This is a genomic window from Nibrella viscosa (assembly GCF_039541875.1).
Lineage (GTDB): Bacteria > Bacteroidota > Bacteroidia > Cytophagales > Spirosomataceae > Nibrella > Nibrella viscosa.
On sequence record NZ_BAABHB010000010.1, the window covers coordinates 34,145 to 58,494 of the forward strand.

Below are 24,350 nucleotides of genomic sequence, written 5' to 3' on the forward strand. Positions count from 1 at the left end.
AATTACTCAACCTATTAACAAAAATGAAGACGTTAACCAAAGCCATCTATATACTTGCAGGAACCGCGCTTGCCGCCTGCCAACTGGATGAAACCATCTACTCGTCCATCTACACCGAAGCGTTTTACAAGACCGCTTCCGACGCCGAAAAAGGGCTGATAGCCGTGTATGACCCACTGGCCGATATGTGTGCCGGACCGGCATTGACACTTGTTTCAGACCTGAGCGCCGACCAGAGCTATCCCAGAGCCGTTGTGGGTCGGAATACCCTGACGCTATTCTCTTACGACCCGAATTATACGACCCAACGGAGTGCCGGACGCACCAACGAATCACCCCAGCAAATCTGGGCGTCCTGCTACGATGGTATTGAGAAAGCGAACTGGATTATTGAAAAAGCACCTTCGGCCACCATGGATGCCACCCGTAAAAACCAGATTGTCGGCGAAGCGTATTTCATGCGTGCCTTTTACCACTGGACGCTGACGAAGAACTTCGGGGATGTACCGGTGAAGACCAAAGCCAGTGTTAACCAGACGGAGGCTATTGTGGGTAAAAGCACCAAAGCGGATGTATACAAGCAGATTTACAGTGACCTTGAACAGGCGTTAGGCGCGGGGCTTCCCTCCTACCCGAACGTGGACAAGGGACGACCGTCGAAGGATGTAGTGAATGCGTTGTACGCCAAAGCGGCTTTGTATAATGAGGATTGGGCAAAGGCCCTGCAGAAAGCGCAGGAGGTGATCAACTCCGGCAAGTATTCGCTGATGCCCGATGTGCGGGATGTGTACCGCTACGACAGGGAGGATGCTGCCCGGATCGAAAACATGTGGGCGTTTGAATCGGAAGGCGGGTTTAGTCCCAGCCGAGGCTCTCAGTTGACGGGTCTGTGCGGCCCGGCCTCCAGCGCGGGACCAGAATACGCCAAAACGTCGTTCGGCTCCATGTTTGCTTACCAGTCGTTCTTCGACTCCTTCAGTCCCAACGACAAACGGCGGCAGTTGCTGGACACCAACTTTGTGGATAAAGCCGGTAAAATTGTAGCTCAGCGTAACATTACGCCCATCACCACGCAGGGAGTGCTAATTAAGAAGTACCAGGACCCAATTTCGTCAACGGGCAACCTGAACAACATCCCCATCCTTCGGCTGCCGGATATGTACCTGATTGCCGCCGAAGCCGAAGCCCGGCTGAACGGCGCAACGGCCCTGGCGTACGGCTTTATCAATACCGTGCGGAAACGGGCCGGTCTGCCCGACCTGAGCAGCGGCCTGAGCAAAGACGCGTTCATCGACGCCGTGTTGCAGGAGCGTTCCTGGGAATTTTTCGCGGAAGGAGACCGCTGGTATGACTTAACGCGGACGGGCAAGTACCTGACGGCGCTGTCGAAAGCGGTGAACAACGTGTATCCGACGCGGCCGGTGCAGGCGAAGAATCGCTATTTCCCCATACCGCAGGATGAAATTAACGCCAATCCGAAGCTGGACCAGAACGCCGACTGGAAGTAGGTAATACACCGGCAGAACTTTAGTTTCATAGTAACCTACTTACCTGATGCGTTATTCCTGGATCAATAAAACCCTATATCTCTTCTGGTTAGGCTGTTCTGTAGCCTGGGCTCAGTCGGGCCGGCCCTTGTCGCTGGCAACCGACCGGGTAAAGGTCTCCTGGCAGTTAACCGCTAACGGCTGGCAAATCCGGCAGGTGGCGGTGCGAAAAGGCCGGCAATGGGTGAACCTGGCGACGCCCTCCGGCGAGAACACGCTGCTGTTTGCCGCAGAGAAACCCTCAACGGCTCCGGCGACTACGTTCAAAACGATTACGGGCGAAGAATTTCCCGGACCGAAATACCACTACCAGACGGTGCAGTGGAACGAAAGCACCAATCCGGTGTCGCTGAACACGGCTGGTACCGCCTACCACTTCTATCCGAAGGACGCAAAACAGGCTGGTACGAACAGCCTCCGCTTTCGGCAGGAGACCGAAGCGGGCACAATCACAACCGACTGGACGCTGGACCCGAAATTTCCGTCCGACATTGTGGTGAAGCAGACGCTGACGGCGAAAAAGGCCGGGTACTATTCGCTGGCCAGCCCTACGCTGGCTACGGTTAGTGAGCCACAACTCGCGTGGGCCACGGTGCCGGGGTATTTTCAGGGCAGCAAGCTTCAGCCCAATTTTGCACAGGCCTATGCCTATGGCCACGGTATTCCGGCGCTGCCGATTATCTACCGCGAACGCTGCGCCAGTACGCTCTCGCCGATGGTCAGTACACGAGATGGCCTAACGCTGTCCATCATTCCGGAGCCGGGTTTAGCCCGTGACCCTTGGGCTAAAGACAAAATCACCCAGACAGACTGGAACATCGGCCTGTCGCACATGAACCGCAAAGCCCAGCTTTCACCCACCCTCTACTACCCCGTGCTGGGTGAGCCAATGTCAGCCCTGAGAGCGGGGGAGCAGGTGAGCTATACGTTTCGCTACAGCCTGACGGACGGCGACTGGTTCAGGGCGCTGAATCATGCCGTCTACGACATTTACCAGTTCAAGGAATCGCTGGCGCTGCGGCAAAGCAGGCAATCCCTGACCGATCGCATCGAAAAAATGCACCACTACCTCACCGATCCGCAAACGTCGATGTGGAATATTGAGGAGTTCAATGGGCGAAAGATTGGGGCGCAGTCGTACCTGGGCGGGGTGGTCGGCTCCAACAAAGACGCCATGAAGAACTCCGACTACGGGGCCATGTGGATGCTGGCGACGGCGACCCGCGACCCGCTGCTGACGGAAAAGGTAGTGCCCTTTGCGCTGAACTTTAAACTGGCACAGCAGCAGACGCAGGACGGCTTTTTCCGGGGAGCTGCGGTGGGGCAGTACTACCTGGCCAAGTCGAAGAAGTTTGTGGAGGAGTGGGGTGAAATTGTCGAACCCATCGGCCTGACCTACTACACCCTGCTCGATATGGGCAATATGCTCTTGTTTGACCCGAACAACGCTGACCTGAAAGACCGCCTGCGGCTGGGTGCCGACCGGCTGCTGACCTGGCAGAAACCCAACGGAAGCTGGGCGGTGGCCTACGACCGGCATACCGAGCAGGAGATTTTCAACGATGTGCAGGATCTGCGGCCTACCTTCTATGGCCTGATTGTGGCCTACCGCCTGCTGAAAGATCCTAAATACCTCCAGGCGGCCCGCAAAGGGGCCGATTGGTTTATCACGAACGCAGTCAAAACCGGCAGTTTCCTCGGCGTGTGCGGAGATGCCCGCTACGCGCCCGATTTCGCTACCGGTCAGTCGGCGCAGGCCCTGCTGGATTTGTACGACCTGACAAAGGATAGCCGCTACAAAGACGCGGCCATCACGGCCGCTAAAATCTACACCACGTCGATTTACACGCACCCCGTTCCAAACCGGACGGTTAAGATGGTGAATGGAGTGCAGCGGGAGGATTGGGAAATTGCGCAATCGGGGCTGAGCTTTGAGCATGGCGGCATTTTTGGTTCGGCTACGCGTCAGGGACCTATTCAGCTGGCCAGTCACGCAGGCATGTTCATCCGTCTGTATCGGTTGACCAAAGAACCACTGTTTGCCGATATGGCGCGGGCGGCTGCTATTGGCCGGGATGCTTTCGTCGACCCCAAAACCAGCGTGGCATCTTATTACTGGAACGCCATGAACCGGGGGGCCGGTCCGTATCCGCACCATGCCTGGTGGCAAATCGGCTGGATTACCGATTACCTGCTGGCCGAAGCCGAACTACGGTCGGGTGGCAAGGTGAACTTCCCGAGAGGCTTTGTAACACCTAAAGTGGGGCCGCACCAGACCTACGGTTTTGCGCCCGGCACCGTATACGGCGACAAAGCCAATCTGATTATCCGGGAAGGGCTGCTACGCGCCAACAGCCCGTCCGTTGATTACATCCTGTCGCAGTCCACCGGCTCCAATAAACTGTATATAGCCCTGCTGAACAACCGGGCGCAGCCAACGCAGCTCAGCTTCTCGCTGGACAAGGACAAGATTGGAACGGAACAAAACGTGCAGATCACCCGAATGCAGTGGCTGGACTCGAGTGGCGATGTACAGGCAAACAACGGACAGGTATCGCTGGAGATACCGGCGTTTGGCATGAAAGTCCTTGCAGTATCCTATGCGCCGACCGGCGACCGAACTTCTTTGAAATGAATACAACCATAGATACGCTGGTTATTGTCGTTTTTTCGGCCTTTGTATTGTGCATAGGGATGCTGTTTGCCCGCACGGGCCGCAACCTGAAATCGTTTTTTGCGGGTGGGGAGGCCGTGCCGTGGTTCATCGGTGGCTTGTCGCTGTTCATGAGTTTCTTCTCGGCCGGTACGTTCGTGGCCTGGGGGTCGATTGCCTACAAACACGGCTGGGTAGCCATTACCATTCAGTGGACTATGTGCATCGGTGCCTTGGTGACGGGGCTTTTTCTGGCACCCCGCTGGAAAGCCGCCGGGGCACTCACGGCCGCCGAGTTCATCCGCGAACGGCTCGGCACTACCGTGCAGAAAGCCTATATTTTCATTTTTACGCTGGTATCGGTTTTCATCAAAGGCTCGGTGCTGTACCCGGTGGCGAAGCTGGTCAGTGTGTCGCTGAATCTGCCGCTGGTACCCTGTACAATTGGGTTGGGGCTGTTCATGATTGCCTATACGGCCGTGGGTGGACTCTGGGCGGTGATGGTAACGGACATACTCCAATTCGTCGTGCTGTCAGCGGCCGTGTTTATTCTGCTGCCCTTATCGCTGGACCGCGTTGGGGGATTGCAGGGGTTTACCAGTGCCGTTCCCGATAATTTTTTCAACCTGCTGAACGGGGAATACACGCTTGGTTTCGTGCTGGCTTTTGTGATTTACCACATCGCCTACATCGGCGGCAACTGGACCTTTGTGCAGCGGTACACCAGTGTAGATAGTCCCAAATCGGCGCGGAAGGTAGCGTTTCTGTTTGCAGCCCTCTACCTCGTCAGCCCGGTTATCTGGATGTTTCCGCCGATGATTTATAAAGCCATTAACCCCTCGCTTACCGGCCTGGACACCGAAAACGCGTACCTGATGATCTGCCGGCTGGTGCTGCCGCCCGGTCTGCTCGGCCTGATGCTGACGGGTATGTATTTCTCCACCTCTGCCAGCGCCAACACGGCCTTAAACGTGGTGTCGGCGGTATTTACCAACGACATCTACAAAGGCCTCATCAACCCGAAAGCTTCCGATAAACAACTCATGCGGGTGGCCCGTGGCTCATCGTGGTTCTTCGGACTGGGTATGATCGGTATTGCACTGCTGGTACCGGCGGCCGGGGGCATTGTGGAAGTGGTGCTCAGCATCTCGGCCATCTCGGGCGGCCCATTGCTGGCCCCTCCGCTCTGGGCCTTGTTTTCCAAACGCCTGACCAGCCAGACCACCCTCTGGATTACGGTGATTGGATTGGCCGTGAATCTGTTTTTCAAAATCCTGTCGCCCTGGCTGCTGGATTTTAAGCTGACGCGAGGTGCCGAGACAATAATCGGCGTCGGGTTGCCGCTGCTGTTGCTGTTAGCATACGAACTATACGCCGGCCAAAAGAAAGCTATAGCGGCAGAGTACCTGCGTTACCGGGCCACCCGGGCGCAGAAACGGGAAGAGGCTCTGCTGCACGTAGATACTGGAGAGTCCTTTGAAGTCCGGAAACAGAACCGGTTTGGCCTGCGGGTCATTGCTTTCTCACTGGCGTTTACGGGCGTGATGCTGTTCGGGTTAAGTGCGCTGGCTACTAGTGGAGCAGGCATTACGGCCGGCATTGCCGGAGTCATTCTGCTGGCGGCCCTTATTCCCTGGCGGGCATCGCAACGGATTCAGTTAGTGCAGAGTACGCAGGAGACTAAGAAACTCGTCAATTCGGAGAACCGATAACTTTGGAAAATCAATGTCTTTCAGAATATTGAAATGCTTGTCTTCAGACACTAAGTGGTCGGCATTCGCAACGAGTGCGCAATCGACATACTTGTTATCATCGGCATCATTGTGCATCAAGCCCCATTCGAAGTACACCGACTGGAGTATCAAATTATCGAGTGACAACAACAGCTTAATGACATTATCAGCCACTGAAGCTGTTGTCTTCTCCGCCAGCTTTTCATGGTATTCAGACAAGATATCGTTGCTCACAACCAGTTCGAACCGACCGGCTCATAACGCGTCAAAAATCGGACGGTACGGAGATGCTACAGGTAATGCGATAAGCAACACGTTTATATCCAGAACTACTCTCATTATTCAGCAGTCTGGCTCCGCATGTGTTCGTTTTTCCAGCCTTCAAGCGTCTGCTCATTCCAGTTCTTCTCCTGCCAAAGGCGATTCATTTCATCGTCAACCTGCTGAGCAAAGTAATCGGCCAGCAATTTCCGGATGTCCCGAATTTGCTCCTCCGAAATATTATACGGATACAGCTTTAGCAACTCCATTTGCAGATTGCTCAGTTTCGAAGGCGTGGTTTGCGAAGTAGCCATAGTTCAGCTTTTTACAAATATAACGCACTGCCAAACCTTTTTGTCTTACGTAACCAATTATGACCAAATACATTGCAATATTACTTCTCTCAATTCAAACGCTTCCGGCGTTCAGCCAGCACACGATACGGCAGCCGAATGCGATACCCCTGCATGGCGAATGGCTGTTTACGCTGGACCCGGCAGCCGTAGGCGAACGTGAACAGTGGTACCGCGATAACTACCCCACGAATCGTTGGGACAAAGTGACTGTACCGCACTGCTTCTCGGCCGATAACCGGTATCTGAACTATACCGGCAACACCTGGTGCCGCCGTACCTTTCCCTGGCAGCCTGCCGCCAACAAACGGGTACTGTTGCACTTTGATGGTGCCTACTACGAAACGATACTTTGGATTAACAACCAGAAAGTAGGTTCGCACGAAGGTGGTTACACGCCGTTTGAGTTCGATATTACCGAATACCTGAAAGCGGGCGAGAATACCGTAGCCGTATCGGTAAACAACAATACCTGGCGACGCGGCACCATACCGGGCGCCAAAGACGAATACCGGGAAGCCGACGCGCAGGGTGGCCAGTTTCCGGGCTGGCTCAACTATGGCGGCCTCCTGCGCCCGGTCTACCTCACGGTTGAACCGGCCGTTTATGTCGAAAATGTCAAAGTAGAAGCCACCCCCGATTTAGCGAAAGGTACGGCTACCCTGCGGGTAAAAACGCGTATCCGGAACACTACCGGGCAAACCGCATCGCCCCGGCCGGCGTTTATCGTTGTGCAGAACGGACGCACCCTTACAGTACCCTGGAAAACGCGCACTGAACCGGTTGGAGCCAGCCAGACGGCGGTGCTGATTGCCGAAACCAGCCTGAAACCGGCCGACGTTACCCTCTGGAGCCTCGACAATCCGCAGTTGTACCAGTTAAGCGTGGTTATGGCGGGCGATACTACAACCACCAACTTCGGCATCCGCAAGGTGGAAGTGAGGAATACCCAACTGCTGCTCAACGGGCAGCCGATTAAGGTGGCGGGCGGCAACCGGGTGATCGACTATCCCGGCCTGGGCTCCATGGAACCCGACTGGCTCATCGAAAAAGACCTGCGGCTGATGAAAGAAGCCGGCATGGAACTCCAACGGCTCACCCATTACACCCCCTCCGAAACCATCTACGACTGGGCCGACCGCAACGGGATGCTCATCATCACGGAAGCCGGTAACTGGCAACTTTCCCCGAAGCAGATGGACAACGATACCATCCGCACCAAGTTCCGGCAGCAGTTCCGCGAAATGGCCGAACGCGACTGGAATCATCCCAGCGTTATTGCCTACAGCGTCGGTAACGAATACCTGTCTGAAACGCCTGCGGGCCAGCGGTGGACAAAGGATATGATTGCCTATGCCCGCTCCCTGGACTCCACCCGACTGTACACCTTTGCCTCCATGCGGCTGAACATCCTGCCGAAAAAACCCGAGGACGAAGCCAGTCAGTACGTCGATTTTGTCTCGACGAATACCTACGGCAATCACCTCCACGTACTGAAGCATATTCATTCGCTGTATCCGGACAAGCCGATTTTTATCAGCGAATACGGAATCCGGTCCGATACGAAATCCGGTGAAGCGGGACAGGTCAGCCATCTGGAGCAGTTTCTGAAAGACATTCGCCAGTTGCCGTATGTGATCGGCGCGTCGTGGTGGTCGTTCAACGATTACCAGAGCCGCTTCCACGGGACCAACCCGAACGGCTACCGGCCGTGGGGTCTGGTCAGACCGGACCGCAGCAAACGCCCCCTGTACGAAACCCACCGCGAAGAAATGGCACCCGTAACCATCGAAAAACTCAGCTTTACACCCGGTCCGGAAGGGCAGCACCAGTTGCAGGTGCGGGTCACGGCGCGTAAGGATTTTCCGGCTTATACGGTGAAGGGGTATTTGGTGCGTGTAGCCCGGAGTTATACTCCGGGCGAGTCAAGAATTAACGCCCGGAGTGAAACTCCAGGCTACAACCTCCCCACCCTCCAACCCGGCCAGAGCGCCGATATAACCATTCCTGTACGTGGCTTCGACCAGACGATAACGCTGGACGTTGTGAAGCCGACGGGGTTCTCCATTGTTTCAAAAACCATCGACCTGACGAATGATCCGCGAACAAGCAACCGATAAACGTGCACTCAAAACGGTACGGCACGAAGCAGATTTAATCGTGGTGGGGGGCGGCTTGTCCGGTCTGTGCTGCGCCATTACCGCGGCCCGCGCCGGTATTCGGGTGGTGCTGGTGCAGGACCGGCCGGTGCTCGGCGGTAACTCCTCCAGCGAGGTCAGGCTGTGGGTATTGGGTGCCACTTCCCACATGGGCAACAACAACCGCTGGGCGCGGGAAGGGGGCGCTATCGACGAAATCCTGATTGAAAACCTGTACCGCAACCCGGAAGGAAACCCGCTCATTTTCGATACTATCCTGCTCGAAAAGTGCATCAGCGAACCCAACATTACCCTGCTGCTGAACACGGTCGTATACGAGGTGGAAAAAGCTGATGCGGAAACCATCAGCAGCCTAACAGCCATTTGCAGCCAGAACAGCACACTGTATGAGCTGGTAGCTCCGCTGTTCTGCGATGCGTCCGGCGATGGTATAGTGGCGTTTCAGGCCGGAGCCGCGTTTCGGATGGGTGCCGAGTCGCGGGAGGAGTTCGGGGAGAAGTTTGCCCCCACGGCCGAGTATGGTGAGTTGCTGGGGCATTCCATTTACTTCTATACGAAAGATACGGGCCGGCCGGTCCGGTTTGTACCGCCCGCCTATGCCTTGCAGGATATTACCCAAATCCCCCGCTACCGGCGCTTCAACGCCAAAGAACACGGCTGCCAACTGTGGTGGCTGGAGTACGGCGGCCGTCTGGATACCGTTCACGATACCGAAACCATTAAATGGGAATTGTGGAAGGTGGTGTACGGCGTCTGGAACCACATCAAAAACTCCGGCCAGTTCCCCGAGGCCGAAACCCTGACGCTGGAATGGGTTGGGCAGATACCCGGCAAGCGCGAAAGCCGCCGGTTTGAGGGCGATTACCTGCTTCGTCAGCAGGATATTGTCGAGCAGCGAACGCACTTTGATGCCGTAGCGTTCGGCGGCTGGTCCATCGACCTGCATCCGGCTGATGGGGTATTCAGCGAAAAGCCCGGCTGCAACCAGTGGCACAGCAAGGGACTGTACCAGATCCCCTACCGCTGCCTGTATAGCCGGAACATCCGAAACCTGTTTCTGGCCGGCCGGATTATCAGCGCCAGCCATGTGGCATTTGGCTCGTCGCGGGTGATGGGTACCAGTGCTCATGTGGGACAGGCCGTGGGTATGGCGGCTGCGTTGTGTACCCGTGTAGAGACGCAACATATTGCGTCTCTACAACCGTCAATATTACAACAGGAACTGCTAAAAACCGGGCAGCACATTCCGGGCCTGCCCCTGCACGACCCGGCCGACTTAACGCATCAGGCTATCCTCACGGCATCCAGTAAATTGGTCGTAAGGGAACTGCCCCCGGACGGTCCACTGCGGTCGCTCACCGAGTCGGCCGCCCAGATGCTGCCGCTGACTGAGGGGCCGGTGCCGCGACTAACGGCCTGGGTGGTGGCGGATGCCGATACGACGCTGACGGTGGAGTTCCGGCGCAGCAGCAAGCCCGATAACCATACACCTGATGTCACGCTGGCTACCTTAGACATACCAGTAATCAAAGGCAAACAGGAAGTTGACTTAGCATTTGACACGGTTATGGACCACCCGGCATACGGCTTTATCTGCTTTTTAAAGAACGAACACGTCCGGCTCCAGTATAGCCAGTTGCGCGTCACCGGGGTCCTGTCGGTATTCAACCAGATCAACCCGGCGGTATCCAATTACGGCAAGCAGGAACCGACCGAAGACATTGGCGTTGATACCTTTGAATTCTGGTGCCCCGAACGGCGACCGAAGGGGTACAACATCGCCCTTCGGATTGAACCGGGCATTCAGTTATTCAGTCCTGATAACGTGCGGAACGGTATTCAGCGGCCGGTGCGCCAGCCCAATGCCTGGGTTGCCGACCCGACCGACCCTAACCCTACCCTGATGCTGCAGTGGCCGGAGCCGAAGCGACTACGCCGGGTCGAATTGTTTTTTGATGCCGACTATGACCATCCCCTCGAATCGGTTCTGATGACCCATCCCGAAACGGTAGTGCCATTCTGCGTGAAAGAATACATCCTTTGCAACGACCGGCAGGAGCGGATTTTCCACCAGCCAGACAACCATCAGGGCCGGAACACCATCACATTTGAACAGCCTGTAGAAACCAGCAGCCTGACTATTCACCTCAAGTCAGTCAACGGCAGCGCTCCGGCAGCGCTTATGGAGGTACGGTGCTATGAGGGTGGTTGATTGGTTGATGGGGCACTTATAAAACTTTACTGCTGCGGGGATTGTCTTTCCGGTACCGTCAATTATTTAGCCTGCCGGAAAGGCATTCTGTTTTCGGAAGGGGCAAAGAGCGTTAAATTTGTGGAATGCAGAAGAAAGAACGCTTTCGCCATTTTTTGGAGTACTTCACAACCAACTTCCCGGAACCTAAAACCGAGCTAAACTACAGCAACCCTTACGAGCTGCTGGTAGCGGTGATTCTGTCGGCACAGTGTACCGACAAGCGCATCAACCTGATTACGCCCGCCCTGTTTGAACGCTTTCCGGAGCCGGAGTCGCTGGCGGCTGCGTCGGTCGAGGAGGTATTCAGCTATATCCGCAGTGTATCATACCCCAACAATAAGGCGAAACACCTGGTTGGTATGGCGAAGGTGCTGATGACCGAGTTTGGCGGAGAGGTACCGGCGTCGGTGGAGGAGTTACAGAAAATGCCGGGTGTCGGGCGCAAAACCGCCCATGTGATTACCTCCCTGATTTTTAACCAGCCCACGATGGCGGTCGACACCCACGTGTTCCGCGTATCGCACCGGCTGGGACTGGTTCCCAAAACAGCGACGACTCCACTGGCCGTCGAGAAAGCGCTGGTCAAATACATTCCGGAGCAGTATGTGCCCAAGGCGCACCACTGGCTGATTCTGCACGGGCGGTACGTCTGCGTAGCCCGGTCACCCAAATGTTCTGAATGCCCGCTGACCCATTTTTGCCAGTATTACCAGAAGATTGGCACCTTGGTCTCTACCGTTCGCTAATCAGATTTAAATTTATATTTTAAACACTTGTTTAACTTCACAAAGATAGTATACCTTTGTGGCGAAGGTAGTTATTATGGCAGGCGAAGAGCAGGATACCGAAGCAAAAATTAAGCGGGCAGCCGAACAGGTCTTTCTGGAGTACGGGTATGAAGGAGCGAAAATCCGGCAGATTGCCGATGCCGCCGGTGTCAACATCGCCCTGGTAAATTATTACTTCCGGAGCAAAGAGCAACTGTTCAAAAGCATCTATATGGAAAACTTCCGGGCCTTTTTCGGCAGGATTGTCATGATGCTTAATGAGGAGACGCCATTAGAGGTGAAGATCTGGAAGATAGTCGACCGATACACAGACTTTATACTGGATAACCCGCTGATACCCATATTTATTCTGGCAGAAAACAGAAAGGGTTCCGATGTTTTCTTTAAAGAACTGCACGTTCGCGAAGTTATTAAGTCAGCTTATTTTACCAAACAGTTGCAGGAGGAAGTCAGCAAAGGAAATATCCGGCCTATTAAGCCTTTGCACCTGATTATGACCATTGTGGGCAATATTGTTTTTCCCATATTGGCACGCCCGATTGTATCGTACGTTGGTGATTTTGACAGCGATGGGTTCCGCCAGTTTATGGAAGAGCGTAAAAAGATTGTCCCGGAGATGATTATGGCGTATCTCCGCCCAGTATAATTTTTTTGCATTCGAATTAAACAACTATTTAAAATGGATTTTTAAGCCTATTTTGCTATGAATAAAGTTCTGCTCGGATTCCTTGGCTGGTTAAGTCTAAGCGCGGTGCAGGCGCAGAATACGATTACGCTGGAACAGGCCTACGCAGCCGCGATTCAGAACTATCCGCTGACCAGACAAAAAGAGGTGGTGCAACAGGTTGGCGACCTGACCCTCGCCAACCTCGACCTGAACCGGCGCTTGCCGCAACTGGCGCTGAATGGTCAGGCTACCTGGCAGTCGGAGGTGACCAAACTGCCTATTGAGCTGCCCAATATTAAGGTTCCTCAGATCAGCAAAGACCAGTACAAACTAACGCTCGACGCCGGCTACCTGCTGTACGACGGTGGACTGACGCAACTCCAGCGGCAGGTACAACAGGCCAACACGGCCATTGAACAGCAAAGGGTAGATGTGGAGCTAAATCGTCTGAAAGACCAGGTGAACACCTTTTTTCTGAACGCCCTGCTGACCGACGAAAACCGGCAACTCACCGAAGCCCTGCTGGCCGACCTGAAAAACCGCATCGACAAAACAGCCGCAAACGTACGCTTCGGCACGGCCGCCCAACTCAACCTCGACGCCCTCCAGGCCGAATACCTGAAAGCGGAGCAGCGGCTGGCCGAACTTGCCGCCGTCCGCAAAGGCCTGCGTGACCTGCTGGCTCTGCTGACCGGCCTGCCCATTACCGAAACCACCGCGCTGCAGATAGCCGATAACGCCCTCACTACGGAAAACCTGCCTGTGCAGCGCCCTGAACTGAAGCTGTACAGCCTGCAGCGTTCCCTTTTTGAGGCACAGACCAAATTAACCGACAACCGGCGGTTTCCCCGCATCAGCGCCTTTGCCCAGCCGGGTGTCGGGCGGCCGGGTCTGAACTTCCTGAACAATGATTTTAGGAGCTTCTTTATCGGTGGTATCCGCCTGAACTGGGCCTTTAACAATACGTACACGCTGAAAAACGACCGCCAGATTCTGAATCTGAACCGGCAGCAGGTCGATATTCAGCAGGCGGCTTTTGAACGCAATCTGGCTATTCAACTGCGCCAGCAGCAGAACGAGATCGAGCGGATTCAGGCCCTGATTGCCAAAGACCGCGACATTGTGGCCCTGCGCAGCCGAATCCGCCAAGCCACCGCTGTGCAACTCGACAACGGAGCCATTGCCGCCCGCGACTATGCCGCCGAGCTAAATGCCGAAAACCAGGCCCAACTCAACCTGAAACTTCACGAACTGCAACTGATAATGGCCCGTATCCAATACCGTACGCTTACCGGAAACTAAATCTATGAAACCAATTCAGCTCATCCTCAGCCTCACCCTCTGCCTGGCCGCCTGCAACCGCGACGAAGACCGGGCCGATGCCTACGGCAACTTTGAAGCCGTTGAAACCATTGTGTCGGCCGAAGCGACCGGTACGCTGCAATCCTTTGCGGTGGAAGAGGGGCAGACGCTCAAAGCCGGCCAGACAGTTGGTCAGATTGACGCCAAACAACTTGAATTACGCAAAGCGCAGTTGGCCGCCAGCCGGCAGGCCGTAGCGAGTAAAACGCCCAATGTGGATGCCCAACTATCCTACTACGCGCAACAGATTGCCGTGCAGGAACAGCAGTTGAAGAACCTGCAACGCGAAAAGACAAGGGCCGAAAACCTGATTGCCGCCGGAGCCGCCCCCACCAAGCAGTTAGATGACATAAACGCCCAGATTGATGTCATCGAACGGCAGATTGCCCTGATCCGGCAGCAACGGACCGCTCAGGCATCGGCACTGAATACGCAACGGCGCGGTACGCAGGCCGAAGAAGCCCCTTTGCAGGCGCAAATCCGGCAGGTGGAGGACCAGATTCAGAAATCGTCGGTAGTGAACCCCATCAACGGCACGGTTACCGTCAAGTTTGCCGAAGAAGGCGAGGTAGCCGGCTTCGGCAAGCCCCTCTACAAAATTGCCGACCTGGATACGATTATCTTACGGGCTTATGTCAGCGGTGACCAGTTGGTAAACGTAAAAACCGGCCAGCCGGTCAAAGTGCTGGTCGATGCGCCGAACGACACGTACAAGGAGTATCCGGGAACGGTAACGTGGATTTCCAGCAAAGCCGAGTTTACGCCGAAGGTCATCCAGACCAAAGACGAGCGGGTTAACCTGGTGTATGCCATGAAGGTGCAGGTAAAGAATGACGGCAGCCTGAAAATCGGCATGCCGGGGGAGGTGAAGTTTAAATAGGTCGCCAACTAACATGAGCGCCATTGTCATTGAAAATATATCGAAAGCTTACGGTCCCACCCAAGCCCTCCACGACGTATCCTTTACCGTCAAACAGGGAGAGTTGTTTGGGCTGATCGGGCCGGACGGGGCGGGTAAGACTACACTGTTTAAAATTCTGGTTACGCTGCTGCTGGCCGATAAAGGACAGGTAACTGTGTCGGGGCTGGATGTTGTGAGTGATTACAAACGGCTTCGTCAGCAAATCGGCTATATGCCCGGCCGGTTCTCCCTTTATCAGGACCTGAGCGTGCAGGAGAACCTGTCTTTCTTTGCAACAATCTTTGGCAGCACCATTGAAGCCAATTATGCGCTCATCAAAGATATTTATGAGCAGTTGGCTCCGTTCAAAAACCGGCGGGCGGGGCAACTGTCGGGCGGTATGAAGCAGAAACTGGCGTTGTGCTGTGCGCTGATTCACAAACCCGAGGTGCTGTTTCTGGATGAACCCACCACGGGTGTCGATGCGGTATCGCGCAAAGAGTTCTGGGAGATGCTGCGCCGGCTGAAAGCGCAGGGCCTGACCATTCTGGTCTCCACACCCTACATGGACGAAGCCGGTTTGTGCGACCGGGTAGGCTTTATTCAGAACGGGCAGATTCTGGCAATTGATACGCCTGTAGATGTCACACAACGGTTTAAAAAACCGTTGTACGCAGTCCGCGCAGGCTCGACCTACCAACTCATTCAGGACTTGCGGCAGGCTTCGTTTACGGAGTCGTGCTACGCCTTCGGTGAGTCGCTGCACCTGACGACCCGCAACGGCACCGATAAGCAGCAGATTGAACAGTACCTGCTGGACAAAAAGCATCAGGAACTGGAAATCGAGCGCATCCCCCCCGGCATTGAAGACACCTTCATGGCTCTGATGAACCAGCAGGCCGGTCAACCAGCAAACCAATGAACCAGTCAACCCATAAACCAGCCGTTATCACCAATAAGCTGACGAAGAAATTCGGAGATTTTGTCGCGACCAACGAGATCACCTTCTCAGTTGACAAAGGCGAAATCTTTGGCTTTCTGGGAGCCAACGGAGCGGGCAAAACCACCGCTATCCGAATGCTGTGCGGTCTGCTGAAACCCTCGTCGGGCGAAGCGCAGATTGCGGGGTATGATGTGTACCGGGAGACGGAGAAAATCAAGCAGCAGATCGGCTACATGAGTCAGAAGTTCTCGCTGTACGAAGACCTCACCGTCCGCGAAAATATCCGGTTCTACGGTGGTATCTACGACCTGTCGCTGGCCGAAATCAGACGCAAAACGGAGCATATTCTGCACAACCTGAACCTGCATTCGGTAGCCGACACGCTGGTAGCCTCGCTGCCGCTGGGCTGGAAACAGAAGCTATCGTTCTCGGTAGCGATGCTGCACGAACCGCAGATCGTCTTTCTGGACGAACCCACCGGGGGTGTCGACCCGATTACCCGCCGGCAGTTCTGGGATATGATCTACGAAGCCGCCCACCGGGGCACCACAATTTTCGTGACGACGCACTACATGGACGAGGCCGAGTACTGCAACCGCGTCTCCATCATGGTCGACGGTCGCATTCAGGCTCTCGACACGCCCCGCGCCCTGAAAAGCCACTACGGCGTCGACTCCATGGACGGCGTTTTCCAGATTCTGGCCCGAGGAACGTCAACAAAATAGTGAAGAATTAAAAGCTGACGCAGCAATAACTCTTCGCTCTTAATTCTTCACTCTTCACTCCCAATGGACCGTTTTTTCGCTTTCGTCAAAAAAGAATTTCTGCACATCCTGCGCGACCGGCGGACGCTGCTGATTCTGTTCGGGATTCCGTTTGCGCAGGTGCTGCTGTTTGGTTTCGCGCTGACCAATGAAATCAGGAATGCTAAAATTGCGCTACTCGACAACGACCACAGCCTGCATTCCGGTCAGATTACCAACCGATTGCTGTCGTCGGGCTATTTTCAACTGGTGCAGAATCTGCGTTCGTATCAGGATATTGAGCCGGCTTTTCGCAAAGGCGTTATCAAGATGGTGCTGGTGTTCCCGGTGGGTTTCTCCAATGATTTTGAGCATGGCAAGCAGGCGTCGGTTCAGCTTCTGGCCGATGCCTCGGAGCAGAACACGGCCATCAGCCTGACCAACTATGCCTCGGCCATCATTCGCGACTATGTCGACGAGCAGCAGAGCGGCAACCGCATGCCCATGACCATTGCAATTGCTTCCCGCATGGTGTTCAACCCGGAACTGGCGGGGGCGTTTGTTTTCGTGCCGGGGGTAATGACGCTGGTGCTGCTGCTGGTCTCAGCCATGATGACGTCGGTGACCATTGCCCGCGAAAAAGAAATGGGTACCATGGAGGTGCTGATGGTCTCTCCGCTCAATCAGGGGCAGATTCTGTTCGGCAAGGTGCTGCCTTACCTGCTGCTGTCGTTCATCAACGGCTGCCTGATTCTGGCGCTGGGTGTTTTCCTGCTGAAGGTGCCCCTCAACGGCAGTCTGCCGCTGCTACTGGCCGAAATGCTGCTGTTTATCCTGCTGGCACTGGTCATTGGCATTTTTATCTCCTCGCTCACCAATTCGCAGTTGGTGGCTATGTTCAGTTCACTGGTGATTATGCTGATGCCGACCATCTTCTTATCAGGTTTCATTTTCCCGATTGAGAGTATGCCCCGGCCGCTACAAATTATCTCCAACATCATTCCGGCCAAATACTTTATCCAGATTGTCAAAGGCATTATGATTAAGGGCGTCGGCTTAGGGTATCTGTACAAAGAGACGCTGGTGCTGATGGGCATGACTCTGTTTTTTGTGTTGATGAGTTTGCGTAACCTGAAAACCCGCCTGTCATGAAACGTATTCTGTTTTTAGTCGAGAAAGAGTTCAAGCAGATATTCCGGGACAGCGTGCTGCTGCGGATGATTATTTCGGCCCCGCTGCTGCAACTGATTCTGCTGTCGTTTGCGGCCAATTTCGAGGTCAAGAACCTGAACATTGCCGTCGTCGACCAGGACCATACCACGTTCTCGCAGCGGCTGGCGGGTAAGTTCCGCTACATCAGCAACTTCAACTTTCTGGGGTACGTACCCAGCTACAAGCAGGCCCGTCAACTCATGCTCGACGGCAAAGCGGACCTGGTGCTGGTGATTCCGCCCCATTTCGAGCGGGACCTGTACCGGGAAAATACGGCTACCACTCAACTGATGGTCAACGCTATTGACGGGTCCAAAGCGGGTATTGCCAACGGCTACGCATCGACCATCATCCGGGACTTTAATCAGGCTATTGTCGTGGAGAACTTTCCGGTTGCGCCCGGTACCAGGCAGCAGCTAACGGTTCAGAATCAATACTGGTTCAATCCCAGGCTGGAATACCGGACCTACATGGTGCCGGCCATTCTGTTTCAGTTGCTGATTCTGATCGGCGGGCTGATTGCCGCCCTGAATATTGTGCGGGAAAAGGAGATCGGGACGATGGAGCAGCTCAACGTGACGCCCATTCAGCGCTACCAGTTTATTCTGGGCAAGATGATCCCGTTTGTGATAATCGGGCTGTTTCAGTTTACGATTGGGCTGCTGGTGGGGGTATTCCTGTTCAACATACCCACGGAGGGGAGTATCCCGATGATGTACGGCTTTGCCCTGCTGTTTCTGCTACTGAGCGTTTCGCTGGGATTATTGATCTCTACGGTATCGGAAACCCAGCAGCAGGCCATGTTCGTAGCGTTCTTCTGCCTGGTGCTGTTTATTCTCTTGAGCGGGCTGTTTGCCTCTGTCGAAAACATGCCGCTTTGGGCGCAATACCTCGACATTATCAACCCCCTGAAATACATTATCGAAGTCTCCCGCAACGTGATGCTCAAGGGTAGCACCTTCCGCGACGTTCAGCAGCAATTCTTCGCGCTTCTGCTCATTGCTGTTACGTTGTTGTCACTGGCAGTTTGGCGGTATCGGAAAACGGTTTAAGGTTTGAGGTTTGAGGTTGCTCCGCAAAAGTTACGTTTAGTACTTCGTTGTCGCTCGGCTACGCTGAGCGGGTTAGACAAAGGGTATCAACCAAGTGTCGTCCAGCTTAAAGCTGGAACCTGCGGAGCAACTTCAAACCTCAAACGACATTTAATACTGCTCCACCCCCGCAAAGAAGAAATCGCCTTCTATTTTGGCGTTTTCGTCGGAGTCGGAGCCGTGGATGGCGTTGGCTTCGATGGACTTCGCGTACAGCTTCCGGATGGTACCTTCGGCCGCCTGAGCCGGGTTGGTCGCGCCGATGAGCGTTCGGAAGTCGGCCACGGCGTTTTCTTTCTCCAGGATCATCGGCACAATCGGGCCGGACGACATATAGGCGCAAAGGTCATTATAGAACGGCCGCTCGCGGTGTACGGCATAGAACTGGCCCGCCCGCTCGCTGGTGAGTTGTACTTTTTTGATGGCTACAATGCGAAATCCGGCTTCCTCAATCATGTTGATGATGGCTCCGGTATGACCCTCCGCTACGGCGTCGGGCTTAATCATGGTGAAAGTTCGGTTGGTTACCATGCGGTTGTATACAGAATTTTATTCGGCCGCAAAGCTACAAACTTTAACCTAAATGCCGCACACCACCACAGGCCGCAACTTTGCTAAAAACTTTGTACTTTTGGGGTTAGAATCCGGACCCGCTCTCTTTGAGCATCAGTCCGGACGTTTGGTATATGCAAGATATTGAAGCGATTGGCACCCTGCTCAAACAACCGCAGACCGTGCTGATCACCACCCACCAGAACCCCGATGCCGACGCCATGGGCTCATCGCTGGGACTGGCCGGGTACTTAAAGAAGAAAGGGCACCGCGTAACAGTGGTTACGCCGACCGACTACCCCACCGGCTTGCACTGGCTATCGGGCAATGACGACGTAATTGCGTTTGAGGAGAAAGTACGGGTACATGTCAGTCGCCTGATGGAAGAAGCCGGCGTGATTTTTTGCCTGGACTTCTCTAGTCTCGACCGCATCCGCGACCTCGGTCCGATGGTCCGCCAGTCACGCGCCACGAAAGTTCTCATCGACCATCACCTGGAACCCGAAGCCTTTGCCGACCTCGCCTACTGGGACCCTACGGCAGCCGCCACGGCTCAGCTTGTGTTTAATCTTATTAACCGGCTGGGCGATAAGGCCCTGATCGATATTTCTATTGCCGAATGCCTGTATGCCGGGCTGATGACCGATACCGGCTCATTCCGGCACCCCTCCACCACCGGCGATGTACACCGCATGGCCGCAGACCTGGTCGATTTGCACATCGACGTCAGCAGCATTCACCGGCGTATTTTTGATAATACCTCGCTGGATAAGCTGCGCCTGCTGGGCTACGTGCTGAACGAAAAACTGAAGGTGCGGCCGGAGTATAAGTTCGCTTATATAACCTTAACCGCCGACGAACTGAAGCGATTCCGCTCCAAAACGGGCGATACCGAAGGCATGGTGAACTACGCGTTATCGGTAGAAGGAGTCGTGATGGCGGCCATTCTGATTGATCGGGGCGAAGAGATACGGATGTCGTTCCGCTCCATTGGCGAGTTTTCGGTGCGGGAGCTGGCCAGCACGCATTTCAATGGCGGGGGACACCGAAATGCGGCCGGCGGACGGTCCAGCCTGTCACTGGAAGAAACCGAGCAGCACTTGCTGGCGGTGCTACCGCAGTACCAGCAGCAGCTGTTAGAAACGGTTTAATGGGCTGCGCTGGCACTATGTCTGTCTTTTTAGCGTTTTTATTTTATTCATTCAATCCATTACAAACTCATGTTTTTCAAAACCTTAGGTAAGGCTGTACTGGTCGCAGCCGTGATGGTTGCCTGCGACAGAAACCGCGTTCAGGTAACCGACAGCGGCTTAAAATACCAGATTCACGAACAAAACGAAGACACTCGCAAGGCCAAGGTCGGGGATATTATGACCATGCACCTGGCCCTCAAGAATAGCAAGGATTCCGTGCTGCGCGATACGCACAAAGAGCCGACTCCGCTAAAAATCATGCTGCAGGTGCCGCCATTCAAAGGCTCCTTTGAAGAAGGGCTGGCCATGCTCAGCAAGGGCGATAGCGCTACCTTCTACGTCAGCGCCGACTCGCTGTTCTCGCGGGCCATGCAGCCGTTGCCTCCCGGTGTTACCAAAGGTTCTGATATTGCCTTTACCGTGAAAGTCATCGACGTACAAAACGAAGAAGAATACACCAAAGCACAATCGCAGCTTCGCGACAAGCAGAAAGGTGTTGATGAGAAAATTATTGCCGACTACGTAGCCAAAAATAACCTGGGCGGCAAAGTGCAGAAAACAGCCTCCGGCCTCCATTATATCATCAATCAGCCTGGTACCGGACCTCAGCCGAAGCCCGGTGATATGGTAAAAGTACACTATACCGGTAAGCTGCTGAACGGCAAAGTATTTGACAGCTCGGTGCCGCGTGGTCAGCCGATTGATTTCCAGGTAGGCGTTGGCATGATTATTCCGGGTTGGGAAGAAGGCGTTATGCTGATGCGCGAAGGGGCCAAGGGAACGCTGATTATCCCGTCGACACTGGCCTACGGCTCCGAAGGTTCCGGTGGCGTTATTCCGCCGAATTCGGTGCTTATCTTCGATATTGATTTGCTGAACGTGAAAAAAGGTCCGGCCGGTGGCCCTGGTGCGCCGGGTGCGCCGGCTCCGGGTGGTGCTGGTGGTGCCGGTGCTCCGCGTTAACATTTTTTATAGGGCCGGATAGTACCAAACGCTATCCGGCTCCGTTGTACTCTTAAGAGACTTAAGACATTGGACGTTAGACAGCAGACGCCGGACCAGGCCTTGGCGATTTATCAAGTCTAACGTCCAATGTCTAATGTCAACACTTTGATGAGCAGTTCAAAAAAGAAGATGCGTACCTTGGCAAATAAAGTCCTGTTCTATGCCGCTCTGGCGAGCACCGGCTTTGGTGTGGTTTCCTGCGAGCAGGCTGGTGAAGCCTTACAGGACCGAAAAAAACGCGAAAACGAACAGGAAATCGAACAATACATTGACCGGAATAACCTGCGCGGCCAGGTTCAGAAAAACGAACTGGGTTTATATTATTACATAACGAAATCGGTACCCAACGGGCAGCAGCCGAAGATTGGCGACCAGGTACAGTACCATTACGTTGCCCGACGCCTGGACAATCTGATTGTCGACAGTACGGATATTGCCGCCAACAAACCGCTGTCATTTGTGTATCTCGACCGGCCCGTTAACATCACCGCCGGACTTTTCCTGGGTATTACGCAATTGAAAGAAGGGGAAGAAGCCATTCTGCTGGTGCCGGCTTACCTGGATAATGGCCGGATCGGCACGCTGCTGCTACCGCAATACTCCCCCGTTCGGTATGATCTGAAGGTAGTCAATGTCCGGACGGAAGACGAACAGATTGAGGATTATATAAAAGCCAAAAAGCTGGCGGTTACGCAAAAACAGGATAATGGGTTACGCGTTGCTGTAACCCAGTCCCGACCGGATTCGGTATTGATTACAACCGGTAAAACGGTCAATGTCAAATACACGGGCAAGCTGTTGAATGATACTCAATTTGACGCGGGCACCATTAATGTGGTCATCGGTGAAGGCCGCGTGGTAAAAGGCTGGGAAGAGGCTTTGCAGAAATTACGGGCCGGCGAAAAAGCCACTATTGTTTTCCCGTCAGCGCTGGGCTATGGTACGCAGGGAAGTGGCCAGACGATTGGTCCCTATGCACCTTTAGCCTTTGACCTGGAAATTATGAGTGTAAAATAAGTTTTCTGATGGTCTTTCAGAGCCCTTCGTAGTTTTGCGGAGGGCTTTTTTATTCCCCACCTATGGAACTCTGCTTCGCAACCAACAATCTCCACAAACTGGAGGAGGTAACCGCCCGCTTAGACGATGCGTTTACCCTGAAAACTCTCCAGGACATCGGCTGCACCGAAACACTCCCCGAAACCCAGACTACCATCGCCGGCAACTCGCGCCAGAAAGCCGAGTTCGTCTGGACCCATTATGCCGTTTCGTGCTTCGCCGATGATACCGGCCTGGAAGTCGACGCGCTCCACGGCGAACCGGGCGTCAACTCCGCTTTCTACGCCGGGCTACCCCGCGACAATACCCGCAATGTGCAGAAACTGCTTGCCGAACTCAATGGAGTAGCCGACCGTCGGGCCCATTTCCGCACGGTGTTTACGCTTATTCTGCACGGTGTCGAATACCAGTTTGAAGGCATCATCGGCGGACACATCATCACTGAACCGCGTGGTACCGGTGGCTTCGGCTACGATCCTGTGTTTGTACCGGATGGCTTTGACCAGACTCTGGCGGAGATGACCATGGAGCAGAAGAACCAGATCAGTCATCGTGCCCGGGCCCTCGACAAAATGGTGGAGTTCCTGCAAACGGTCAACCAAAGATAAGCGTATCAAATTTTTGCCCCAGCACGGCCACATCGTCGGCTTTCAGCCAGTTGCGGAGCAGGGTTGCGTAGATGCTGCGGAAGTCGATGGTGTATTTCAGGTCACCCTCGTCCAGGTCGGTGAGGTCGGGCGCTTCGTTGAAGACCTTGCCGGGTGTCAGGTTGCCGCCCATCAGGAATACGTTGTTGGCCGTGCCGTGGTCGGTGCCGTTGCTGGCGTTCTGCTTCACCCGTCGGCCAAATTCGGAGAAGGTCATCAGCAGCACGTCGTTCAGCCGGCCGGCCTGTTTAATGTCGCCCAGGAATACGTTTACGGCTTCGGCATACTGCCGCAAGAGCCGCTCCTGCTGCCCCGGCTGGTTGATGTGCGTATCAAACCCACCGATGGAGATATAATACACGCTGGTATTTACGCCGGATTGTATCAACTCCGATACCGTTTTCAGCCGGTTGCCCAGTTCACTTGCCGGATACGTAGCTTTTGCCGATTGTACTTTCGCCTTTTCGTACACATAGTTGGCAGAAGAAACCGTTTCAGCCAGGGTCTTGTACAGATAGGCCACGTTGTTATGGTCGTGATCAGGCTGCATCTGCGCCAGTTGCTGCACCATACCATGGCGGGTTTGGTTGTGCAGCCGGGCCGGGTTCAGCACCGCCAGGCCGTTCAGTTTCTGCCCTTTCAGCGCCAGGCTCAGCGTATCGTCTACCTCAATGGCCCGGTGCGGCTCACAGGCAGTGCCGGTGCAATTGGCATCCAGAAAACGGCCCAGCCAGCCGGTGTTCAGGTATTGATCGGCATTGCTGGCAGTCTGCCAGATGTCCATCGACCGGAAATGGGACCGGTCCGGGTTTGGGTAGCCGACATTATTGATAATTGTCACCTTGCCGTCATCGTACCAGCTACGCAGTGATTCCAGGGCCGGGTGGAAGCCTACCTCATCGTTTAGCCGGAAGACTTTATCGGCGGCAATGGCAATGCGCGGGCGCTCGCGGTAGTAGATATCGTTGCGGTACGGCACTACGGTATTCAGGCCGTCGTTGCCGCCGGATAGTTGCACAATTACCAGCACCTTATTCGGGTCCAATGCGCCAGCCAGCGCTGCCCGACCGAGTTGATTCAGCTCGTAGGCCTTCAGGAAATGCGGAATCAGCATTGTACCGGCCGTGGTCAAGGCTGAGTTTTTAATAAATTTTCTGCGGTTCATAGGGTTAGTTGTAAGTCGATGGTCAATAGTCGATAGTCGTTAGTGGTTGGCCGATAGTCAAAAGC

21 protein-coding genes are annotated in these 24,350 nt (G+C 54.6%); 17 read left to right on the plus strand and 4 right to left on the minus strand.

The features are described from left to right. The first annotated feature begins 23 nt into the window (after positions 1-23). The 3 genes from ABD931_RS20575 to ABD931_RS20585 are packed head-to-tail and all read left to right on the plus strand — an operon-like array spanning position 24 to position 5,912. Positions 24-1,508, plus strand: coding sequence for a RagB/SusD family nutrient uptake outer membrane protein (locus ABD931_RS20575; protein WP_345269816.1), 1,485 nt, complete (start codon positions 24-26; stop codon positions 1,506-1,508). A 46-nt stretch (positions 1,509-1,554) separates the two neighbouring features. Next, positions 1,555-4,182 (plus strand): glycoside hydrolase family protein, encoded by a 2,628-nt coding sequence (locus ABD931_RS20580; protein ID WP_345269817.1) that lies wholly within the window; start codon positions 1,555-1,557, stop codon positions 4,180-4,182. Further along, complete coding sequence (locus ABD931_RS20585) at positions 4,179-5,912, plus strand: sodium:solute symporter family protein (protein ID WP_345269818.1); 1,734 nt, start codon at positions 4,179-4,181, stop codon at positions 5,910-5,912. The genes ABD931_RS20580 and ABD931_RS20585 overlap by 4 nt, the downstream gene beginning before the upstream one ends. On the opposite strand, the gene ABD931_RS20590 is transcribed toward ABD931_RS20585, so the two are convergent. Both ABD931_RS20590 and ABD931_RS20595 read right to left on the minus strand, forming a co-directional pair. Beyond that, positions 5,859-6,173 (minus strand): PIN domain-containing protein, encoded by a 315-nt coding sequence (locus ABD931_RS20590; protein ID WP_345269988.1) that lies wholly within the window; start codon positions 6,171-6,173, stop codon positions 5,859-5,861. The genes ABD931_RS20585 and ABD931_RS20590 overlap by 54 nt on opposite strands. 98 nt (positions 6,174-6,271) lie before the next feature. After that, the gene (locus ABD931_RS20595) at positions 6,272-6,508 is read right to left on the minus strand and encodes a DUF8507 family protein (protein ID WP_345269819.1); all 237 of its coding nucleotides are present in this window, start codon (positions 6,506-6,508) and stop codon (positions 6,272-6,274) included. 59 nt (positions 6,509-6,567) lie between these two features. On the opposite strand from ABD931_RS20595, the gene ABD931_RS20600 reads away from it, so the two are divergent. From ABD931_RS20600 to ABD931_RS20645, 10 genes are all read left to right on the plus strand, one after another. Continuing rightward, positions 6,568-8,667, plus strand: a complete 2,100-nt coding sequence (locus tag ABD931_RS20600) for a glycoside hydrolase family 2 protein (RefSeq protein ID WP_345269820.1) — start codon at positions 6,568-6,570, stop codon at positions 8,665-8,667. Next, the gene (locus ABD931_RS20605) at positions 8,642-10,918 is read left to right on the plus strand and encodes an FAD-dependent oxidoreductase (RefSeq protein ID WP_345269822.1); all 2,277 of its coding nucleotides are present in this window, start codon (positions 8,642-8,644) and stop codon (positions 10,916-10,918) included. The genes ABD931_RS20600 and ABD931_RS20605 overlap by 26 nt, the downstream gene beginning before the upstream one ends. A gap of 125 nt (positions 10,919-11,043) precedes the next feature. Next, complete coding sequence (gene nth / locus ABD931_RS20610; RefSeq protein WP_345269823.1) at positions 11,044-11,706, plus strand: endonuclease III; 663 nt, start codon at positions 11,044-11,046, stop codon at positions 11,704-11,706. A 58-nt stretch (positions 11,707-11,764) separates the two neighbouring features. Further along, positions 11,765-12,394, plus strand: a complete 630-nt coding sequence (locus ABD931_RS20615) for a TetR/AcrR family transcriptional regulator (RefSeq protein ID WP_345269824.1) — start codon at positions 11,765-11,767, stop codon at positions 12,392-12,394. A gap of 57 nt (positions 12,395-12,451) precedes the next feature. Then, positions 12,452-13,717: a TolC family protein gene (locus ABD931_RS20620; protein ID WP_345269825.1), complete on the plus strand. Its 1,266-nt coding sequence runs from the start codon at positions 12,452-12,454 to the stop codon at positions 13,715-13,717. A 4-nt stretch (positions 13,718-13,721) separates the two neighbouring features. Next, entirely contained in the window at positions 13,722-14,657 is a 936-nt protein-coding gene (locus ABD931_RS20625) for an HlyD family secretion protein (protein WP_345269826.1), read from the plus strand. A gap of 13 nt (positions 14,658-14,670) precedes the next feature. After that, positions 14,671-15,600 carry an ABC transporter ATP-binding protein gene (locus tag ABD931_RS20630; RefSeq protein ID WP_345269827.1) on the plus strand — a complete coding sequence of 310 codons (930 nt, stop codon included), beginning with the start codon at positions 14,671-14,673 and terminating at the stop codon, positions 15,598-15,600. Beyond that, the gene (locus tag ABD931_RS20635) at positions 15,597-16,346 is read left to right on the plus strand and encodes an ABC transporter ATP-binding protein (protein WP_345269828.1); all 750 of its coding nucleotides are present in this window, start codon (positions 15,597-15,599) and stop codon (positions 16,344-16,346) included. Before ABD931_RS20630 ends, ABD931_RS20635 begins: the two co-directional genes overlap by 4 nt. Positions 16,347-16,409: 63 nt before the next feature. After that, positions 16,410-17,516, plus strand: a complete 1,107-nt coding sequence (locus ABD931_RS20640; RefSeq protein WP_345269829.1) for an ABC transporter permease — start codon at positions 16,410-16,412, stop codon at positions 17,514-17,516. Further along, positions 17,513-18,628 carry an ABC transporter permease gene (locus ABD931_RS20645; RefSeq protein WP_345269831.1) on the plus strand — a complete coding sequence of 372 codons (1,116 nt, stop codon included), beginning with the start codon at positions 17,513-17,515 and terminating at the stop codon, positions 18,626-18,628. The genes ABD931_RS20640 and ABD931_RS20645 overlap by 4 nt, the downstream gene beginning before the upstream one ends. A gap of 150 nt (positions 18,629-18,778) precedes the next feature. Here the strand turns inward: ABD931_RS20645 and ABD931_RS20650 are convergent, their stop codons facing one another. Continuing rightward, on the minus strand, positions 18,779-19,198 hold the full coding sequence (locus tag ABD931_RS20650; RefSeq protein ID WP_345269832.1) for a nucleoside-diphosphate kinase: 420 nt from the start codon (positions 19,196-19,198) through the stop codon (positions 18,779-18,781). A gap of 155 nt (positions 19,199-19,353) precedes the next feature. On the opposite strand from ABD931_RS20650, the gene ABD931_RS20655 reads away from it, so the two are divergent. The 4 genes from ABD931_RS20655 (at position 19,354) to rdgB (ending at position 23,081) form a co-directional block, all read left to right on the plus strand. Then, positions 19,354-20,370, plus strand: coding sequence for a DHH family phosphoesterase (locus tag ABD931_RS20655; protein WP_345269833.1), 1,017 nt, complete (start codon positions 19,354-19,356; stop codon positions 20,368-20,370). A 69-nt stretch (positions 20,371-20,439) separates the two neighbouring features. Continuing rightward, a complete protein-coding gene (locus ABD931_RS20660) occupies positions 20,440-21,375 on the plus strand; it encodes an FKBP-type peptidyl-prolyl cis-trans isomerase (RefSeq protein WP_345269834.1) in 936 nt (311 codons plus the stop codon). Between the two features lie 171 nt (positions 21,376-21,546). Further along, positions 21,547-22,434, plus strand: coding sequence for an FKBP-type peptidyl-prolyl cis-trans isomerase (locus ABD931_RS20665; protein ID WP_345269835.1), 888 nt, complete (start codon positions 21,547-21,549; stop codon positions 22,432-22,434). A gap of 62 nt (positions 22,435-22,496) precedes the next feature. Next, a complete protein-coding gene (rdgB, locus tag ABD931_RS20670; RefSeq protein WP_345269836.1) occupies positions 22,497-23,081 on the plus strand; it encodes an RdgB/HAM1 family non-canonical purine NTP pyrophosphatase in 585 nt (194 codons plus the stop codon). Here the strand turns inward: rdgB and ABD931_RS20675 are convergent. Continuing rightward, a complete protein-coding gene (locus ABD931_RS20675; protein WP_345269837.1) occupies positions 23,068-24,285 on the minus strand; it encodes a DUF1501 domain-containing protein in 1,218 nt (405 codons plus the stop codon). The genes rdgB and ABD931_RS20675 overlap by 14 nt on opposite strands. Positions 24,286-24,350 lie beyond the last annotated feature (65 nt).

Bases quoted from the DNA above. Each gene is read 5' to 3' on its own strand.
- ABD931_RS20575 (WP_345269816.1), top strand. From the start codon at position 24: ATGAAGACGTTAACCAAAGCCATCTATATACTTGCAGGAACCGCGCTT.
- ABD931_RS20580 (WP_345269817.1), top strand. From the start codon at position 1,555: ATGCGTTATTCCTGGATCAATAAAACCCTATATCTCTTCTGGTTAGGC.
- ABD931_RS20585 (WP_345269818.1), top strand. From the start codon at position 4,179: ATGAATACAACCATAGATACGCTGGTTATTGTCGTTTTTTCGGCCTTT.
- ABD931_RS20595 (WP_345269819.1), bottom strand. From the start codon at position 6,508: ATGGCTACTTCGCAAACCACGCCTTCGAAACTGAGCAATCTGCAAATG.
- ABD931_RS20600 (WP_345269820.1), top strand. From the start codon at position 6,568: ATGACCAAATACATTGCAATATTACTTCTCTCAATTCAAACGCTTCCG.
- ABD931_RS20605 (WP_345269822.1), top strand. From the start codon at position 8,642: ATGATCCGCGAACAAGCAACCGATAAACGTGCACTCAAAACGGTACGG.
- nth (WP_345269823.1), top strand. From the start codon at position 11,044: ATGCAGAAGAAAGAACGCTTTCGCCATTTTTTGGAGTACTTCACAACC.
- ABD931_RS20620 (WP_345269825.1), top strand. From the start codon at position 12,452: ATGAATAAAGTTCTGCTCGGATTCCTTGGCTGGTTAAGTCTAAGCGCG.
- ABD931_RS20625 (WP_345269826.1), top strand. From the start codon at position 13,722: ATGAAACCAATTCAGCTCATCCTCAGCCTCACCCTCTGCCTGGCCGCC.
- ABD931_RS20630 (WP_345269827.1), top strand. From the start codon at position 14,671: ATGAGCGCCATTGTCATTGAAAATATATCGAAAGCTTACGGTCCCACC.
- ABD931_RS20635 (WP_345269828.1), top strand. From the start codon at position 15,597: ATGAACCAGTCAACCCATAAACCAGCCGTTATCACCAATAAGCTGACG.
- ABD931_RS20640 (WP_345269829.1), top strand. From the start codon at position 16,410: ATGGACCGTTTTTTCGCTTTCGTCAAAAAAGAATTTCTGCACATCCTG.
- ABD931_RS20645 (WP_345269831.1), top strand. From the start codon at position 17,513: ATGAAACGTATTCTGTTTTTAGTCGAGAAAGAGTTCAAGCAGATATTC.
- ABD931_RS20650 (WP_345269832.1), bottom strand. From the start codon at position 19,198: ATGGTAACCAACCGAACTTTCACCATGATTAAGCCCGACGCCGTAGCG.
- ABD931_RS20655 (WP_345269833.1), top strand. From the start codon at position 19,354: ATGCAAGATATTGAAGCGATTGGCACCCTGCTCAAACAACCGCAGACC.
- ABD931_RS20660 (WP_345269834.1), top strand. From the start codon at position 20,440: ATGTTTTTCAAAACCTTAGGTAAGGCTGTACTGGTCGCAGCCGTGATG.
- ABD931_RS20665 (WP_345269835.1), top strand. From the start codon at position 21,547: ATGCGTACCTTGGCAAATAAAGTCCTGTTCTATGCCGCTCTGGCGAGC.
- rdgB (WP_345269836.1), top strand. From the start codon at position 22,497: ATGGAACTCTGCTTCGCAACCAACAATCTCCACAAACTGGAGGAGGTA.
- ABD931_RS20675 (WP_345269837.1), bottom strand. From the start codon at position 24,285: ATGAACCGCAGAAAATTTATTAAAAACTCAGCCTTGACCACGGCCGGT.